This window comes from Leisingera sp. SA215 (genome assembly GCF_055902035.1).
The window spans coordinates 21,243-36,956 of sequence record NZ_JBVVXU010000019.1 but is presented as its reverse complement, the minus strand read 5'-3'; the positions used below and the strand labels follow the sequence as shown (position 1 = coordinate 36,956).

General features: G+C 62.6%; 18 protein-coding genes. 17 read left to right on the top strand and 1 reads right to left on the bottom strand.

Going from position 1 to position 15,714, the window contains the following annotated elements; genetic code table 11:
• The 17 genes from AC0KW6_RS17080 (at position 1) to AC0KW6_RS17000 (ending at position 13,151) form a co-directional block, all read left to right on the top strand.
• Positions 1–600 (top strand): DsbA family oxidoreductase, encoded by a 600-nt coding sequence (locus AC0KW6_RS17080; protein WP_474035479.1) that lies wholly within the window; start codon positions 1–3, stop codon positions 598–600.
• Positions 597–1,091, top strand: a complete 495-nt coding sequence (locus tag AC0KW6_RS17075; protein WP_323781205.1) for a nucleoside deaminase — start codon at positions 597–599, stop codon at positions 1,089–1,091. Before AC0KW6_RS17080 ends, AC0KW6_RS17075 begins: the two co-directional genes overlap by 4 nt.
• Complete coding sequence (locus AC0KW6_RS17070; protein WP_323781207.1) at positions 1,088–1,888, top strand: maleate cis-trans isomerase family protein; 801 nt, start codon at positions 1,088–1,090, stop codon at positions 1,886–1,888. Before AC0KW6_RS17075 ends, AC0KW6_RS17070 begins: the two co-directional genes overlap by 4 nt.
• Before the next feature lie 95 nt (positions 1,889–1,983).
• Complete coding sequence (locus AC0KW6_RS17065; protein WP_323781210.1) at positions 1,984–2,403, top strand: MarR family winged helix-turn-helix transcriptional regulator; 420 nt, start codon at positions 1,984–1,986, stop codon at positions 2,401–2,403.
• Positions 2,404–2,614: 211 nt separating this feature from the next.
• Complete coding sequence (locus AC0KW6_RS17060) at positions 2,615–2,935, top strand: DMT family transporter (RefSeq protein WP_323781212.1); 321 nt, start codon at positions 2,615–2,617, stop codon at positions 2,933–2,935.
• A 46-nt stretch (positions 2,936–2,981) separates the two neighbouring features.
• Positions 2,982–3,362, top strand: a complete 381-nt coding sequence (locus AC0KW6_RS17055) for a DMT family transporter (RefSeq protein WP_323781216.1) — start codon at positions 2,982–2,984, stop codon at positions 3,360–3,362.
• A 255-nt stretch (positions 3,363–3,617) separates the two neighbouring features.
• On the top strand, positions 3,618–5,213 hold the full coding sequence (locus AC0KW6_RS17050) for an asparaginase domain-containing protein (protein ID WP_474035519.1): 1,596 nt from the start codon (positions 3,618–3,620) through the stop codon (positions 5,211–5,213).
• Between the two features lie 28 nt (positions 5,214–5,241).
• Positions 5,242–5,979 (top strand): hypothetical protein, encoded by a 738-nt coding sequence (locus AC0KW6_RS17045; protein WP_474035478.1) that lies wholly within the window; start codon positions 5,242–5,244, stop codon positions 5,977–5,979.
• Positions 5,980–6,011: 32 nt separating this feature from the next.
• On the top strand, positions 6,012–6,788 hold the full coding sequence (locus AC0KW6_RS17040) for a hypothetical protein (protein WP_474035477.1): 777 nt from the start codon (positions 6,012–6,014) through the stop codon (positions 6,786–6,788).
• Positions 6,789–6,962: 174 nt separating this feature from the next.
• Positions 6,963–7,349: a hypothetical protein gene (locus tag AC0KW6_RS17035; RefSeq protein WP_474035476.1), complete on the top strand. Its 387-nt coding sequence runs from the start codon at positions 6,963–6,965 to the stop codon at positions 7,347–7,349.
• A gap of 334 nt (positions 7,350–7,683) precedes the next feature.
• Positions 7,684–8,565, top strand: coding sequence for an ABC transporter substrate-binding protein (locus AC0KW6_RS17030; protein WP_323777917.1), 882 nt, complete (start codon positions 7,684–7,686; stop codon positions 8,563–8,565).
• Between the two features lies 1 nt (position 8,566).
• Positions 8,567–9,598: a FecCD family ABC transporter permease gene (locus tag AC0KW6_RS17025; RefSeq protein WP_323777919.1), complete on the top strand. Its 1,032-nt coding sequence runs from the start codon at positions 8,567–8,569 to the stop codon at positions 9,596–9,598.
• Positions 9,595–10,611, top strand: coding sequence for a FecCD family ABC transporter permease (locus tag AC0KW6_RS17020; protein ID WP_474035475.1), 1,017 nt, complete (start codon positions 9,595–9,597; stop codon positions 10,609–10,611). Before AC0KW6_RS17025 ends, AC0KW6_RS17020 begins: the two co-directional genes overlap by 4 nt.
• Complete coding sequence (locus AC0KW6_RS17015) at positions 10,611–11,393, top strand: ABC transporter ATP-binding protein (protein WP_323777922.1); 783 nt, start codon at positions 10,611–10,613, stop codon at positions 11,391–11,393. The genes AC0KW6_RS17020 and AC0KW6_RS17015 overlap by 1 nt, the downstream gene beginning before the upstream one ends.
• Positions 11,390–12,457, top strand: a complete 1,068-nt coding sequence (locus AC0KW6_RS17010; RefSeq protein WP_474035474.1) for a siderophore-interacting protein — start codon at positions 11,390–11,392, stop codon at positions 12,455–12,457. Before AC0KW6_RS17015 ends, AC0KW6_RS17010 begins: the two co-directional genes overlap by 4 nt.
• Positions 12,454–12,813, top strand: coding sequence for a hypothetical protein (locus tag AC0KW6_RS17005; RefSeq protein ID WP_474035473.1), 360 nt, complete (start codon positions 12,454–12,456; stop codon positions 12,811–12,813). Before AC0KW6_RS17010 ends, AC0KW6_RS17005 begins: the two co-directional genes overlap by 4 nt.
• 5 nt (positions 12,814–12,818) lie before the next feature.
• The gene (locus AC0KW6_RS17000) at positions 12,819–13,151 is read left to right on the top strand and encodes an ExbD/TolR family protein (protein ID WP_474035472.1); all 333 of its coding nucleotides are present in this window, start codon (positions 12,819–12,821) and stop codon (positions 13,149–13,151) included.
• 153 nt (positions 13,152–13,304) lie between these two features.
• Here AC0KW6_RS17000 and AC0KW6_RS16995 read toward each other — a convergent pair whose 3' ends face one another.
• Entirely contained in the window at positions 13,305–15,404 is a 2,100-nt protein-coding gene (locus tag AC0KW6_RS16995; protein ID WP_474035471.1) for a TonB-dependent siderophore receptor, read from the bottom strand.
• Between the last annotated feature and the right edge of the window lie 310 nt (positions 15,405–15,714).

Sequence of the window (15,714 nt, the reverse complement as noted above, 5' to 3'; positions counted from 1 at the left end):
GTGAAACAAATCCATGTCTATTCAGATTTTGTCTGTCCCTACTGCCTGCTGGCGGAGCCGCTGATTCGCGAGGCCGCCGCAGCAGAAGCCGCAGAGATCATCTGGCATCCGTTTGAACTGCGTCGCGATCCGGTCCCAACCCTGCGCCCGGAAGATCCCTATCTGCCTGAGATTTGGCAGCGCTCGGTTTACCCGCTTGCGCGGCGGCTGGGTCAGGAAATTACTCTGCCCACGATTTCACCGCAGCCGCGCAGCGCCCTCGCTTTTGAAGGTTTCGCCTTCGCCAGCGACCATGACCGCGGCCATGAATACACGCTTGCGGTTTTTAACGCCTTTTTTGTGCAGGATCGCGACATCGGCGATATCGAGGTTCTGGTCGCGCTGGCCGAAGCGGTGGGGCTGGATGGCGACGTGCTGCGTCAGGCGCTGCAGGACGGGCGTTATCGCACCCGCCACGCCGAAGCCCTGCGCGAAGCCGAAGCGCAACAGATCAAGGCGGTGCCCACCATCGTGATCGGTACTGCCCGCATCGAAGGGATGCCCACGGCCGAGGGCCTGCGCAGCGCCCTCCAATCCCTTGCTGCGGAGGAACAGGTATGAGCCGGAGCATTCTCGCACCCGAGCGCGCCGAACGGCTGATGCAAGATGTTGTCGCATTGTCGGAAGCCCGAGTGGCAGAAGGCGGCGTACCTTTTTCGGCCCAGGTGGTTACCCCGGATGGCCGGGTACTGGGTTCTGGTGTCAACACGGTTCTGGAAGATCATGACCCCACCGCCCACGCGGAGGTCTGCGCTATCCGCAATGCCTGCGCCCGGCACGGCCGCACCAACCTTGCGGGCACCGTGCTGCTGGCTTCCGGCGAACCTTGCGCGCTGTGCTACATGGCGGCGTTGTTCGCAGGCGTGTCCGAAGTCCTCTATGCTGTCAGCGCCAGCGAGGCGGCCCAGTACGGCTACGGCTATGGCTCGTCCTACCGGCTGCTGTCCGGCTTCCCCGAGCATTTCCCCCTGCCGACCCATCATCTGGCGGTGTCCGGTGCCCTCACCCCTTTTGAAAACCAATCCCCTCAGTTCAGGAGAGTTGAAAAATGACGATTCAAGACAAGATTTTCCGCCCCGACGGATGGTCGGCCACCGCGCGTCTCGGGCTGGTGGTTCCGCATGCTGACGTTGGCCCCGAGGCCGAATGTGCCGCACTTGGCGGCACGCAGGTCTCTGTCCACGGCGCACGTATCGGCTTCAGCGCGATGCGCGCTGGTGGTGAAATGGACCCAAAGATTCCACATGACCCGGTAGAGAGCTTCACCAAGCCCCCCTACATCGATGACATCGCCGCCTCTCTTTGTGACTCGCCGCTCACGGCCCTGGGGCTGGCGTTCACGAGTTCCGCTTACAAGCACGGCCCGGAGGGTGAGCGTGCTTTGGTGGAGCGTCTGCGCCCCCGTCTCAGAGGAATCCCGGTGGTCACCACTTGTCTTGCCGCCGAATCTGCCCTGCGCAGTCTTGGTGTCAAGCGGCTGGCTATCGTTAACCCGGCCTGGTTTGACGAACACCTTGATACTCTCGGCGCGCGCTACTTCGAGGCTGCGGGCTTTGACGTGGTTCACCACGCGCCCTGCGGCCTGAAAAGCGGTCAGAAGTATGTGTCCCCTCCCGCGCTTTATGACTGGATCAAGACAACGGTGGCCCCTGCCGGCGCTGACGCTGTTTTTGTGGGAGGCAATGGGCAGCGGGCTATCGGCGTCATTGATGCCGTCGAAAGCCAGCTGGGCATCAAAATGCTGACCGCAAACCAGGTTCTGTTTTGGGGCGCTCTGCAAGCAGCCGGTGTTCAGCCCTCCATTGAAGGGTATGGGGCGCTTTTTTCCAAGAATGTAACGTCAATGTGACTTCCAAGTCTGGCAAGTGGCGCGCAGAGACCATATCTTTGCTTGCAAAAGCAAACGTGTATCGCGCACCACATGCAGGACAAAGGAGCCATGCAATGAAACTAGATGTTTGGGATCAGGTAACGGCCTTGTTCTACGGGATCGAAAACCAGCTCACGGAAGAGCTGCGCAGATCCAGCGACCTTGGTCTCAGCGAGTTCCGGACCCTCAAACATCTGTCAGAACAGCCCGACCTGGAGCTTCGCATGCAGGAACTGGCGGAAACCCTTATGCTGACCCAGAGCTCGACCACGCGTGTGGTCGAGCGGCTGGAGAAAAGGGGGTTTGTTTTCCGCGACAGCTGCCCCAGCGACAAACGGGGCAAGTACTGCGTCCTGAATGAGCACGGCAAGAAATACATCGAGGAGGTCGCCCCGGTGTTCCAAGACTGCCTGGAACGCGTGCTGAAGAAGACCTTTGAACAAGAGGAAGCCCGCGCGTCCGCCCGCGCTCTTTGCGTCCTGACAGAAGCCTGAAGATACTTCGGCGGAGGGCTGCCTCAGCCGGCGCTCTACCTAAAAAGACTTTCCAGCAAAATATGTGCATGCACAAATAAGTTTATTGACAGGCACGGGCGTCCTTCATTATGTTGCATGTGCAAGTAAATAAGCGGCCCTCCACACCTGCAGTAGGGCCACCCAAACACCCGCGTCCCGCACGAACGGGCTCAACTTGAAAGGAACAGAAATGCAGTGGATTTATCTTTTGATCGCAGTTGTTTTTGAGATCATCGTGGCCATCGCCGCCGGAAAATCGGAAGGCTTCAAAAACGGCAAATGGACCGCGATCACGCTTGTCAGCGGTGTGATTGCAACGATTTTCCTCAGCCTCGCCCTGCTGACCTTTGACGTCGGCGTCGGCTACTCCATGTGGACTGCGCTTGCCGGGGTCGGGATCGTGGCGCTTGGCGCGGTTTTCTTCAACCAGCGCCTGAGCCTCTCCAAAGGCATCGGCATCCTGATCGTCATCGGCGGTGTTGTCGGCCTGCGGATGAGCGGCGCCGCGTGAACCAATCCGCCTTCCAATTCCCTGAACAGACACAAAGGAATACATCATGACTGACACACGTACTTCTGCGTTTCCAGCGGCGGAGACAGGTAACAAGGGCGCCTGGGGCGCTCTGCTGCTGGCGGGGGCCTTCGAGGTCGGCTACGCCTTGAGCGTAGGCGGCAGCCAGGCCTTCACCGTCCTGACCTGGTCCGCCTCGGCTATCGTGTTCTTCTTGCTGACCCTCTATTTCCTCAGCGTTGCACTTAAATCCATCGATGTGGGTATCGGCTACGCCGTCTGGGCCGGGATCGGCTCGATCGGCGCGGCGGTTCTGGGTGCCGTGCTGCTGGACCAGCCCCTGACCCTCGCGCAATCGTTCTGGCTGGCGGTCATTATCGCCGGGGTAGTCTGGCTGAAACTGGCAGACAGCCCCAAGCTCAAGTAGACCGGAAAACAGCGGTCCCGCTGTCCAGCCGCGATTGTTGTGCCCGCGTTCCACGAGGAGCGCGGGCTCTTTCAGCTAGATACTCAACGTGATTGTCGAAGGAGGAGTTTGGGCAACCGGCAAGCTTGACTATTGCGCACACCAACACCTTCAAACCACGTTGATTAAAAAAACGAACCTCAATCCGATTGTGAGGCCCGGCCCAAGCCGCCCCTATTGAGTGCAAGCATGGCAACATAATCATCTAATGCTTGTATTTTTGGGGAGATTGAGGTCGTTAAGATTTGCATCATTAACACCGGCGGCACTATCAGCTGCGTCGGCGACCCGCTCGCGCCGATGTCGGCTGCCGATTTCGCTGCAGCGTCACAAAGCATTCGCGACCCGGTCCTGGCTGAGCAGTTCCCGGACACCACTTTGGTTTACGAGACTGATCTGGTTTTTCCGGAAAGCACGACAGGAACTTTGGACAGCACCAACTTACAGACAAGCGACTGGTGCCTGATGGCAGGCTATATTCTCGACCATTGCGCGGATTACGATGGGTTCGTCATTCTGCACGGCACCGACTCGATGGGTTTCACCGGCTCCGCCCTGCCGTTTCTGCTGAATGTCTTCGACGCCCAGGGGGTCGGAACCGCCCTGCTGTCCAAACCGGTGATCATCACCGGTTCGCAAGTGCCGATGTTTGCCGAGACCATGCCAGGGGGCACTTCGGACCTGACGCTCAACTTCAACACAGATGCGTTTCGGAATTACTGCGGTGCGGTGGCCTGCGCGCGGCTCGGCATTTCCGAAGTCGGGGACTATTTCGACAGCTGCCTTTACCGCGGCGACCGGGTGCTGAAAGTGAATGCCAGCGAGTTCGTGGCGTTCAATTCACCCAATTACCCGCCGCTGGCGCAATACGGCATCCGGCTGACGCAATATCCGGACCGGATGCTGCCGGATCCGGTCAGCACCAGTGTCAGCCTGGACAACGCCACCGCCTTGGCCGCTGCGCAGGCCCAGCTGCGTGCCATTTCTGATGCCATCGATGATTTCCCGGTGATGCAGTTCAACGCCTTTCCAGCCGCCTACAGCACAACCAGCGGCACCGCCATCATCGCCAACCTGATCACTGCAGCAGTGGGCACGGGCCTGAAGGGCCTGGTGCTGGAATCCTATGGCGAAGGCAACTTCCCCTCCGGCAATCCGGACAACGTCTCAGAAGGCGCGGTTTATGCCGCTCTGAAAGCCGCCAATGATGCCGGTATCGTGATTGCCGACAGCACACAGGTGATTGCCGGAACCGTGAATGACTCGGCCTATGCCTCGGGGGCGTGGCTGCCCGATGTGGGGGCGCTCAGCGCCTCGGACATGACGCCGATGGCAGCCTTTACCAAGACAATGATCCTGCAAGCCGCCGCGGCCGGCAACAGCTGGACGGCTGATCAGGTCAAGGACCTTATCCAGCTTAACCTGTTCGGGGAGGTCCAGAATGTCAGCCGTCTGGACAGCCGCAGCAACAGCCGGCTGCTGGCAGGCCAGTCGATCATGGCGCTGGATGGCAGCGCGACCCTCAGCAACGACCCGGCCTCCGGCCCGGTCCTGAGCGCCAGCGACGGGAGATTCCTGTGGGCCCCCTTCGGAAGCCAGGCCGCAGGCCATCCCGGCAGCCTGTTCATGCAGAATGACGGCAATCTGGTACTGCGCAGTGCCGACAACGAACCCATCTGGGCCACTGACACCGGTGTCAGCGGCGGTGCCTCTTCCGTGCTGATGTTCTCCGGCTCCTATGGCAGCGGCGACCTCGCGCTCAGCGTCTACAACTATTCAGGCCAGACGCTGTCCGCCACGCTCTATTCGTAAAACTGATTTAAAAACACGGGAGAATATCATGACGCCTGCATTCAAATTCAGCGGCCGCGTGGCCGAAGGTGATCTGCGCCACTCCATCAGGGAAGAGGCGCCTGACGGAGCGCTGATTGCCCCGAATTACGTCGAGACCGCCTGGGGCAACGTGCCGAAATATGCCGCCAGCGTCCGTAATACCAACACCGGCTATGACCCGGCGGGCGATTGCCAAGGGTCCTTCATGTCGGCAAAGTACCAGCCCAACAACAACTGCTATGCCTATGGCTGCAATATCCCTTCGAACTCCTTCCCCCAGCCCGGCCGCGCCAGCGGTGCACCGGCGCTTTCGCAAAATTTCACCGCCGAGCATGTGCGCGACAATGCCGTCAGCGACGGGCTGGTCTATGTCGGCACCACGCTGGCCGAGATCGCACAACATACGTCCACCGCAGGCTCGGGCGGGCACTACGTTGCCCTGATGTTTTCGCCGCCGGAAAATGCCATCGGCGGCGATCCAGAGGCCAATTGGCCAGGGGACTACCACTGGGCCCGGTGCGACAGCCTGTCGCCGATGTCCTGGTCTCAAAAGGATGGCGGCGACCAGGTGACGAATTTCGACTTTGCCGGCAACCCGATCACTGATCCGGCAAGCGCCAATTGGCGGGTCAACCAGGGGCCGATCAAGACCAACGGCACCGGCAAGGACTTCAATGCATACGCCGTGACCTATGGCTTTTTCTGCTACATGTACGTGCCCAATGGATCTGTGAACATCATCTGAACCCTCCAGGAAGTTCAGCGAAAGACACATCCATGTGTATCGTTGGAACCGTTTTTGACGGCCAGACCATCCATACCTTCAAGCAATGCGACCTGATCCCGGTCACCGAATTCAACGAGCCGCAGACCAGGGCCGGCAGCAATGGCGTTGTCAGTTATACCGCCCTGACCCGGGGGGACGGCAGCGGGCGGCTTTGGACGGGCAGCAACAGATCAGGCGTGTCCTTTGTGGCCGCCGATGCCTATACCACCTCCGCCAATTACTACGTCACCGATGCGCAGACCGGCGCCTTGTTCGCGGCCTATGAGAAGAGCATCTCTAGCTTCACCACCGCTACTGCAGCCGCGGACTTCCTGGCGGGTTTCTATGAGGGTATGGGCGGCGGAACCGGATTCCCGACACCCGACATCAGCCTGCTGACCGGTTGGGCGGTCGAGGTGCAGACCCAGCCGGTGTCGATCTTCCTCGAATACATGCCCCGCCCCTACGCAAAAGTGATTACCGGCAATTGGGAACTGGTTCTGGCCGAGGACGCATTCAAATATGCGGGGCCGGTTTACAAGGACATCTCCAAAATCACCGGCGCTGCCGATGACGTGGCCCGCGACGAAGCCTACCGTGCCTACGTCAAGCACTGGGGCGAGTTGAAAAGTTTTGCCATGGCGCTGCAACCCGGCAAGAACAACCTTCGCAAAACCGCAGTGCATCTGAACCGGCTGATCGGTCACGGCCCGGTGACCCTGGACGGCACCTTTGTCAGTGGCCTGGATGCGGACGGCAACTTTGAACGGAACCGCAAGATGTCCTGAAACAGCTACCTGCTGCGGGTGCAGGAGCTGCTGCTGGAGAGCTTTGGTATCGAGGTGCGCGCTAATGACGCAACTGCCGGGCTGGTCGACAGCCTGAGCGGCGGCGGCGGTGCCGAGACCGGCTGATACCAAACCGGGCAACGCTGGCAGGCGGTGCCCGATTGAGGCTTCGCAGTGGATACCCTGGAGCAGATCACCGCCGTGTTTGCGGATTTTGCCAACCCGAAGAAGCGGGTGTTCTTCGGCTACCTGGCCCTGTCTACCCTGCTCGCGCCGGCCTGGCTTGTCCTCATCCGCAAAAGCCCGCTGCGAGCGGTACTGGCACTTGTTTTTAACCGCAAGGTGCTGTTCTCCGGATCATCGCTGGCGGTGTCGGACTGGATGTTCAGTTCGCTGCACCTGTCGCATGGAGAAGAGGAACTGCAAGTCGGGCTGGATGCCTCTGAACGCAGTTCGGCGGCCAGCCTGCGCATCCTGTATCTGCAGCCTCTGCGGGACATCAGCCGGCTCCTCCGCAAACATGCCAGAACCGCCGCAGCTGCGGCAAGGCGGTTAACTTGACAAAAGAACTAAGGTTAATTAGACGTCTGAGCTGCCTTTAACGGGCGCATTACAGCAAGACGGCCGCCACATTTGAGCGGAAAGCAGTCCAGCCAATCCCAAATTAACATCCCGGTACGGTTGCATACCGTGCCAATGGCTGGAGCGAGTTATGAAACTGGGTCGTTTTTTCCTTAACGCAGGTGCCGGTCTGCTTGGCTGCTGCAGTCCGGGAAAGCGGAACCGGCTCAGTGCGGTCCTGTTGCTGGCCGCACCTTTCCTTATCTTTGCGCCCGCGGCTGCCTCCGCGGCCCCTTTCCCCGCTGTCATCGAACACCGCTATGGCACGACAACTGTGCCAGCCAAACCTGAACGCATCATTTCGCTCAGCTTCATCGGGCATGACTTCCTGCTGGCCCTGGGAGAGACACCCTATGCGCTGCGCAAATGGTACGGCACTGACCCCTACGGCGTTTGGCACTGGGGGCATGAGGCATTGGGCGATGCCCGCCCCATTGTGTTGCAGGGCGAAATCGATATCGAGCAGATTGCCGCATTGGAACCCGACCTGATTGCCGCGCAATGGTCCGGTATCACCGAGCGGGAATATGCGCTTCTATCGCGGATTGCCCCGACAATACCGCCACGCGCGGAATATGGTGATTACGGCTCTCCCTGGCAGGACATGCTGCGCAGGCTGGGTGCGGCAACTGGCAAATCCGGCGAGGCGGAGGCTATCATCGCCCGGATCGAAGGGCGGTTCGCCGGTTTGCGCGCCGCACACCCTGAATGGCAGGGGGCAAGTGCTTTGATGGCCTGGGCCGGCCACACCAAGGCCTATACCCGGGCGGATATCCGCGGCCAGTTTTTGGAGTCTTTGGGCTTTTCGGCCCAGGACGCCCCCGGCGGGCTGCGCGCGCTCAACAGGTTCTACACTGAATTCTCCGGCGAGGACCTTTCGCCCATGGATGTGGACGCGCTGATCTGGCTGGATACCGGCCGCAATGCCCGAAAACTCGCCCGTATGCCGCTGCGCCACACCATGCGCGCCTACAGCGAGGGCCGCGAAATCTATGCCGGTCCGATGCTGGCGGCGGCGCTGTCGCATTCCAGCCCGCTGAGCCTGGACTATGCGCTGGACAAGTTGGTCCCGTTGCTGGAGGCGGCAATGGATGGCGACCCAGCAACACCGGTTCCGGGCATGGCCGAAGCCGGGTTATTGCCGGAAGGGTCCTGACATGGCCGATTCAACCTTTTCTGTTCCCTCGGAACATGCCGCCGCAGATTTGCGCCTGCTGTGGCTTGCCGGTTCTGTGCTCGGGCTGACGCTTCTGTCAGCCGCCGCCTTACGCCTGGGAGTACGGGCAACGGGCTGGAGCGATGTCTGGGCGGCCTTGACCGCTTACGATGCGGGCAGCGCAGAGCACATCGTGGTCCGCACCATGCGCCTGCCCCGGCTGCTGGGCGCGGTGCTTGCAGGGGCCGCGCTCGGCATGGCCGGCGCGCTGATCCAGGCCATGACGCGCAACCCGCTGGCCGATCCGGGCCTGCTGGGGATCAATGGTGGCGCGGCGCTGGGGGTCGTGATCTCGATTCTGCTGTTCGGCGTCACCGATCCCGCAGGCTTCGTCTGGGTTGCCCTTGGCGGCGGACTCGCCGCATCGGTTCTGGTGTTCCTGCTTGGCGGCGGCAGCCAGGCCAATCCGCTGCGGCTGATCCTGGCGGGCGCTGCCGTCAGCGCCCTGTTCCTGGCGCTGACCCGGGCGCTGCTTCTGGTCAGCCAGCAGACGCTGGATGTCTACCGCTTCTGGGTGCTGGGCGGGTTTGACGGTGTCTTGCCGGGCACGCTCTATGCGCTGCTGCCGTTTCTTGCCCTTGGAACGCTCCTCGCCGCTGCGGCCGGGTTTGGCCTCAATGCGCTGCTGCTGGGCGAAGACACCGCGAAGGGTCTGGGCGTGCGCACAGGGTTGACGCGTCTGACCGCCGGGGTTGCCATTGTCCTGCTCTGCGGCGCAACCGTAGCGATGGCCGGGCCCATCGCCTTTGCCGGGCTGATCGTGCCGCATCTGGCCCGCTGGACGGCGGGTCCCGGCATTGGCTGGACGATCGCGTTTTCCGCGGTGTTCGGGGCGCTTTTGCTGACCGCAGCCGATCTGCTGGGCCGCCTGCCCCTGCTCGGCGGCAATATGCAGGCGGGAGTGATGACCGCGCTGATCGGCGGGCCGGTGCTGATCTGGCTGGTGCGCCGCAACGGGGTGCGCGAGCTATGATCTGGACCCTGCGCCTTTCCTTCCTGTCGCTGCAGATTTCCCGGCGGGCCGCATTTGCCGGCGCTGCTCTGCTTGCGGTGATTTTGACCGCGGCAGGCTTGGCTCTGCACATGGGCAGCTACCCGCTTAGCCCGGCGCAGACCCTCGGCGCGCTGCGCGGCCAGGGGAACGCAATCCAGCAGATAATCCTGCTGGACCACCGGCTGCCCCGCATCCTGACTGCGCTTGGCGCCGGGGCGGCTTTCGGCCTGTCCGGCGCGATGTTCCAGACCATGATGCGCAACCCACTCGCCTCGCCGGATGTGATCGGCTTCAATGCCGGCGCCAGCTGCGGCGCCCTGGCGGCAATGATGCTTACCGGCGGCATGGTGCTGCCCGGCGCCATTGCCGGAGCCCTGCTGAGTGCCGCCGCCGTGACCTTGCTGGCCTGGAAGCACGGGCTGCCGCCCTACCGGCTGATCTTGACCGGCATTGGCGCAAGCCTGATGCTCACTGCCGCCGCGGACCTGCTTATCAGCCGCATGGACGCGCAGACGGCCTCCGATATGGCGAAATGGCTGATCGGCACGCTCAACGCCCGCGACTGGCACGACGCCGGGCTCGTCTGGGGCGGCCTGGCGCTGCTGGCGCCTGCTGTCCTGTGGCTGCATTTCCCGCTTGCCCGGCTTGGGATGGCGGATGATATCGCAACCGGGCTCGGGCTGCCGCTTTCCCCGCTCCGGCTGGCCGTCACGGCGGCAGGGATCCTGCTGGCTGCGCTTGCCGTCACCACCGCAGGCCCGTTGCCCTTTGTTGCCTTTGCCGCCGGTCCGATCGCCCGCCGCCTGATCCCCAATGGCAAGCCTGTATTGCTTGGCGCTGCAGCGGCAGGCGCGCTGATGACCCTGCTTGCAGATACCGCCGCCCGCGCTGTGCCAATGATCCAGCTGCCCGCCGGTGTCTTCACCGCGCTGACCGGCGCGCCGGTTCTGATCTGGCTGCTGCTGGCGCACTTCAGGAAAGGATCCCTTTGATGACTGCAACCTCCCGCCTGCGGGCCGAAAACCTTTCGGTGTCCTTCGCCCGCACCCCTGTGCTCGACTGCCTGTCGGCAGAAATCCCGGATGGCGGGCTGACGGCGATAGTCGGGCCGAATGCCTGCGGCAAATCCACCCTGCTGAAGTCGCTGGCGCGGCTGCAGCCCGTCGGCGGCGGGCAGGCCGTTCTGGACGGCAAGGCGATCCACCGGCAGGGCAGCCGCTCGGTTGCGCAGCGCCTGGCGATCCTGCCGCAAACCCCCACCGCGCCCGAGGGGCTGACCGTGCGTGACCTGGCAGCCCGCGGGCGGACACCGCATCAATCGGCGCTGCGGCAATGGTCCAGGCAGGATGCAGATGCCGTGGCCCGCGCCTTGGAGCTGACCAATATGGCGGGCCATGCAGACCGGCCGCTGGAGGCCCTGTCGGGCGGCCAGCGCCAGCGGGCCTGGATCGCCATGGCGCTGGCTCAGGACACCGGCATCCTGCTGCTGGACGAGCCGACAACCTATCTCGACCTGCCGCATCAGATCGAACTCCTGAAGCTGGTGCAGCAATTGAACCGCGAGACCGGCCGCACCGTCGCGATGGTGCTGCATGACATCAACCTGGCCGCCCGCTTTGCCAGCCATATGATCGCGCTCAAGGACGGGCGGGTATTCTGCCAGGGTACGCCCGCCGAGGTGGTCACCGCGCCGGTCATGCAATCCGTCTTTGCGCTGCCCTGCCGGATCATTGCCGATCCGGTCCACGGCACCCCGCATGTCATCCCCGAATGAACGAGGCCGCCATGACCGTCAGCCCCGCCTTCCCGCTGCATGCCGATGCCTCGCTGCCGGTGCTGCCCTTTGCTGCCGTCCGTCCGGCCATCATCGGCATGGCACAGGAGCATGAGCTGCCTGTGATCCAGGACAGCGCGGTCAGCGTCATCGTCGAAGTTCCCGCCTTCGGCCACTACAGCTTTGCCGCTGAGGGCGGCGGGACCGCGATCCGCATTTCCGCGGCCATGCCGGATAGGCTGCATATGCTGAAGGAAGGCGTTGCCGGGCATCTGGACGCATTCCGGCCCGGCGCCTCTGAAGCCCTGCGCTGGTCGGACCCCTCCGTCGTTGGCGCGCTGCCGCCCAATGTGCATTTCACCGCGGTCCAATCGGTCACCCCGGTTGGCAGCACCTTCCTGCGGGTCCGGGTAGAAACGCCGGACCTGGTCAGCTTTCAGGACGATGCCATCCATTTCCGCCTGCTGCTGCCGCCCGCAAGCTGCGCCGCACCGGAATGGCCTAGGGTTGCGGAGAACGGCGCCACCGTCTGGCCGAAGGGGGAGAAGGCGCTGCGCCGCCCGGTCTATACCACCCGCTGGATTTGCCATGAGGCCGGGCTGATGGAGTTCGACATATTCCTGCATGACGGTGGCCGCGCCGCCGAATGGGCGCGCCAAGCCAAGTCCGGGGACCGGTTGGCCATTGCAGGGCCCGGCGGCGGCGGTGTTCCCGAAACCTCCAAGATCCTGCTTTACGCCGACGAAACCGCCTTGCCCGCCGCGGCCCGCATCCTGGAGAACCTGCCGCAGGACAGCCAGGGCGAGGCTGTATTGCTCAGCGAAGAGGGTGAAGGTTGCGGTTATCCGGTCACCGTCCCGGAAGGCATCGCCCTGACCTGGCTGCGCCGCCGCGACGGACACAGTCTGGCCGGCCGCGCGTTGGCCGCGCGCAAGGAATTCCCCAGCCATTTCCTGTGGTTCGCCTGCGAGAAGTCCGACGTGCAGCACCTGCGCGAGGCCCTCAGGCAGGACAAGCCCGCCCCCGGGCAAAGCTATATCGCCGCTTATTGGAGCCAGTCATGATCACCCGCGTAGCGGCGGTGCTTGCTGCCCTTTTGCTGACCGCTTCCCTTGCTGCCGCGCAGGAGGCGCCGACACCTGCCATCGCAACCGAGGCGCCCGCCACGCCCGGGATCGTTGCTGCGGCGCCGGCAGGAGCGCAACCGGAGGCCCCTGCGCCCAGCCCGGAAACCGCATCTCAGGCGCCTGCCGCTGATGGTGCCGCCGCTGCAGAACCCACCGGACAGGGCAGCCAGGCTGACGCCGCACCCGCGGCGGAGGTGGCGCCGCCCAACGAACCGCTCACGCGAAAGGAAGCTCTGGCGCTGGCGGCCGAGTGCTCGCCCCAGCCCCCCAGCCCCGGCGCAAGCCCAGCCTGACGCCAATGATCGACGTGGTGTTCCTGCTCTTGATCTTCTTCCTGATGACCTCGCGCCTGGCGCAGCCCGACCCGTTCGATGTCACCCTGCGCGACGCCGCGTCGGAGACCGAGCCGGAAGCCGAGCCGGTGCTCTACATCAATGCCGCGGGCCGGATGCATTTCGACAGGGCAGAGGGAGAAGCGGCGCTGACCCGCCTCGCGGCCGCCAGGGCAGGCAGTCCCAGCGTCCAGCTGCGCGCCGGCGCCCGGCTGGAGGCCAAAACCCTGGCCCGCATCCTGCGCCAGCTGGCCCAGGCCGGGCTTTCCAGCGCCGAACTGGTGGTGCGCCAGCCATGAAACGCGCCGCGCCAAAAAGCTCAACCTCAGCCAGCTCACTTTCAACCTCCGATGAACTTCGAAATAGCCCAGGCCAGTTTCCGTGACGGAAAAGAAGAAGGCCCGCGCTGACTGCGCGGGCCTTTTCCTATCCACCAGCCGCGGCGCCGCAGCTCAGAACTTCGAGGTGAGGGTCAGCGCCACATTACGCCCGTCGCCAAAGTAGCAGGCCCCGCTCTGGCAAGTGCTGACATAGCGCTCATCGCTCAGGTTGCGCACATTCAGCGAAACCAGCCAGTTGTCCTGGCCATAAGACACCGCTGCATCATACAGGGCATATGAGGGCGTCAGCTGGGTGTTGCGCCCGTCCCAAGCCTCGCCGTTGTAGCGCACACCAGCCCCGAACACCCAACCCTGCAGCGCGCCTTCTTCAGGCGCGTAGTTCAGCCACAGCGATGCAGCGTTCTTTGGCACCTGAGCAATATAATCACCTTCGGCATCTTCGGTATCGAGATAGGTATACGCCGCATCGACCGTGATAGCGCCGAACCGGTGAAACGCCTCCAGTTCCAGCCCCTTAGCGGACGCTTCGCCCGATTGGACCTGGAAGCCCGGATTGCCCGGATCGGCCACCGTCAGGTTCGATTTGGTCAGGTCGAACACCGCTGCCGTCAGCAGCGTATCGGTGCCAAGCGGCTGGTATTTGGCACCAATTTCAATTTGCTCTCCCCGGATCGGGTCGAACGGATTGCCGTTCACGTCGGTCCCAATTGCATCCTGGCGGAAGCTTTCAGCATAGCTGACATAGGGCGCAAAGCCATTGTCGAACCGATACATGACCGCTGCATTGCCAGTCCACTCGCTGTCCTTGGCGGCATTGGTTGTTGTCCCGAAGCTGCCATTGCTCGATCCGGTTTCGATGTCGCCATAACGCAGGCCAACATCAATGAAGAGCCGGTCGTCATAGGCGGCACGATGCTGCACATAGGCGCCGGCTTCGGTGATTGAGGTGCCGGGGGTATCGGTTACTGTGATCGGGTTGAAACCGGCATAGGACGGGTTGAACGGGTCAATCGGGCCGACTTGGGCGCCATAGCCGGCATCGCTGTCATAATGCCCGCGGGTATAGCTGACCCCGGCAAAGGTCCTCATATCAAAGCCGCCAAGCGCGTATTCCGACGTAGCATAGGCGTCGATTGCCCAAGTTTTCAGCCGGTTTTCCGCCCGGTAAAAGGTGCGGTTGATGGTGCCGTCCGGGTTATACCGGCCCGTGCCGGTGTTGTCGAAAGCCCACCAGGCATGCTGGTACACAGCCTCGCCTTCAAGATAGCGCGCATTGGCATTGATGCTCCAAACCGGGTTGAAGCGGTGTTTAAACATTGCCGTGATAGCGCGCTGCTCGCTGTCGAACTTGTCAAACCCCGGCTCACCCACAAAGACGCTGTTGGGAAGGAAATCGCCGTTGCCGAACCCAGTCGCAGGCAGCAGCGTGCCATAAATCGAGGCGAACTGGATCAGCGGGCTTCCATCATTTTCCTGATAGTTTGCCAGCACTGTCAGCTCGGTATCCTCATTCGGCCGCCAGGTGACCGAAGGCGCCAGCGCCAGCACGTCATCCTGCGAATGGTCGACCTGGGTTTCCGAGTCCCGCAGAACGCCAACGAAGCGGTAGCGCAAGGTGCCGCTGCTGTTCAGATCGCCGCTCACATCCGCTGCAACCTGTTTGCGGTTATGCGATCCCGCTTGCAACTGAATTAGGTTGTCCGAGTCCTGGGCCGCGGTTTTCGAAGTGGTGTTCACCACACCGCCGACGGAGCCGCTGCCGTAAAGCCCGGAGGCCGGGCCTTTCAGCACTTCGATGCTGTTCAGCAGGAAGGGTTCGGGCTTGGTGTCATTGTAAGCCCCGTAACGGGCGGGCAGGCCGTCATGCAGCGTGCTGGCCTTGAAACCCCGGGCAAGATACCAGTCCGAGCGGTTGTCCAGCCCCCACTGACCGCCGACGATGCCTGCGGAATACTGCAGCGCCTGCTCCACATTCAGCGCACCGCGCGCGGCAATCTCCTGAGCGGTGACGACCGTTACCGACCGCGGCGTCTCCGCAATCGCATCACCTGTTTTGGCCACAGCACCGGTATTGAGTGAAACGCTTTCCCCCAAAAAGGTCTCGCTGCTTTGCTGGCTTACGTTGATTTGTTCAAGTTCGACAACTTCGGCCATTGCGGGCATCGCTGCCAGCAGGGCGCAAGTCGACACAGCAGTACACCGCAGAATCATGTCCCGTCTCCGCTTGTTTGCGGTTGAAGTTTCTGCCTGACGTATCGCTGGGTGAGTGCGGGCTAGCGGCGGCGCGCATAGGGGTCAAGACCCAATCCCCGCCCGCAAGGCGAAAGGGCAACCGGTTGTGCGCATTTAGCAAGTCACAGAAATCATGGCGTGAAGTTCGATCCAAGAAATCACCCTTAAGGAGAGTCATGTCATGCATTCTTCGGCCTTTGCTGCAGGTACACTGTTCTCCGGGAATGTGGTTTCGCCCCTGTATTTTTGCCCTTCTGCAATCGTGTCCCTGCCCGCATTTCGCTTGGGT

Excerpts from the sequence above, each read along its gene's own strand:
- AC0KW6_RS17075 (WP_323781205.1), top strand. The coding sequence starts at position 597 with ATGAGCCGGAGCATTCTCGCACCCGAGCGCGCCGAACGGCTGATGCAA.
- AC0KW6_RS17070 (WP_323781207.1), top strand. The coding sequence starts at position 1,088 with ATGACGATTCAAGACAAGATTTTCCGCCCCGACGGATGGTCGGCCACC.
- AC0KW6_RS17065 (WP_323781210.1), top strand. The coding sequence starts at position 1,984 with ATGAAACTAGATGTTTGGGATCAGGTAACGGCCTTGTTCTACGGGATC.
- AC0KW6_RS17060 (WP_323781212.1), top strand. The coding sequence starts at position 2,615 with ATGCAGTGGATTTATCTTTTGATCGCAGTTGTTTTTGAGATCATCGTG.
- AC0KW6_RS17055 (WP_323781216.1), top strand. The coding sequence starts at position 2,982 with ATGACTGACACACGTACTTCTGCGTTTCCAGCGGCGGAGACAGGTAAC.
- AC0KW6_RS17045 (WP_474035478.1), top strand. The coding sequence starts at position 5,242 with ATGACGCCTGCATTCAAATTCAGCGGCCGCGTGGCCGAAGGTGATCTG.
- AC0KW6_RS17040 (WP_474035477.1), top strand. The coding sequence starts at position 6,012 with ATGTGTATCGTTGGAACCGTTTTTGACGGCCAGACCATCCATACCTTC.
- AC0KW6_RS17025 (WP_323777919.1), top strand. The coding sequence starts at position 8,567 with ATGGCCGATTCAACCTTTTCTGTTCCCTCGGAACATGCCGCCGCAGAT.
- AC0KW6_RS17020 (WP_474035475.1), top strand. The coding sequence starts at position 9,595 with ATGATCTGGACCCTGCGCCTTTCCTTCCTGTCGCTGCAGATTTCCCGG.
- AC0KW6_RS17015 (WP_323777922.1), top strand. The coding sequence starts at position 10,611 with ATGACTGCAACCTCCCGCCTGCGGGCCGAAAACCTTTCGGTGTCCTTC.
- AC0KW6_RS17010 (WP_474035474.1), top strand. The coding sequence starts at position 11,390 with ATGAACGAGGCCGCCATGACCGTCAGCCCCGCCTTCCCGCTGCATGCC.
- AC0KW6_RS17005 (WP_474035473.1), top strand. The coding sequence starts at position 12,454 with ATGATCACCCGCGTAGCGGCGGTGCTTGCTGCCCTTTTGCTGACCGCT.
- AC0KW6_RS17000 (WP_474035472.1), top strand. The coding sequence starts at position 12,819 with ATGATCGACGTGGTGTTCCTGCTCTTGATCTTCTTCCTGATGACCTCG.
- AC0KW6_RS16995 (WP_474035471.1), bottom strand. The coding sequence starts at position 15,404 with ATGATTCTGCGGTGTACTGCTGTGTCGACTTGCGCCCTGCTGGCAGCG.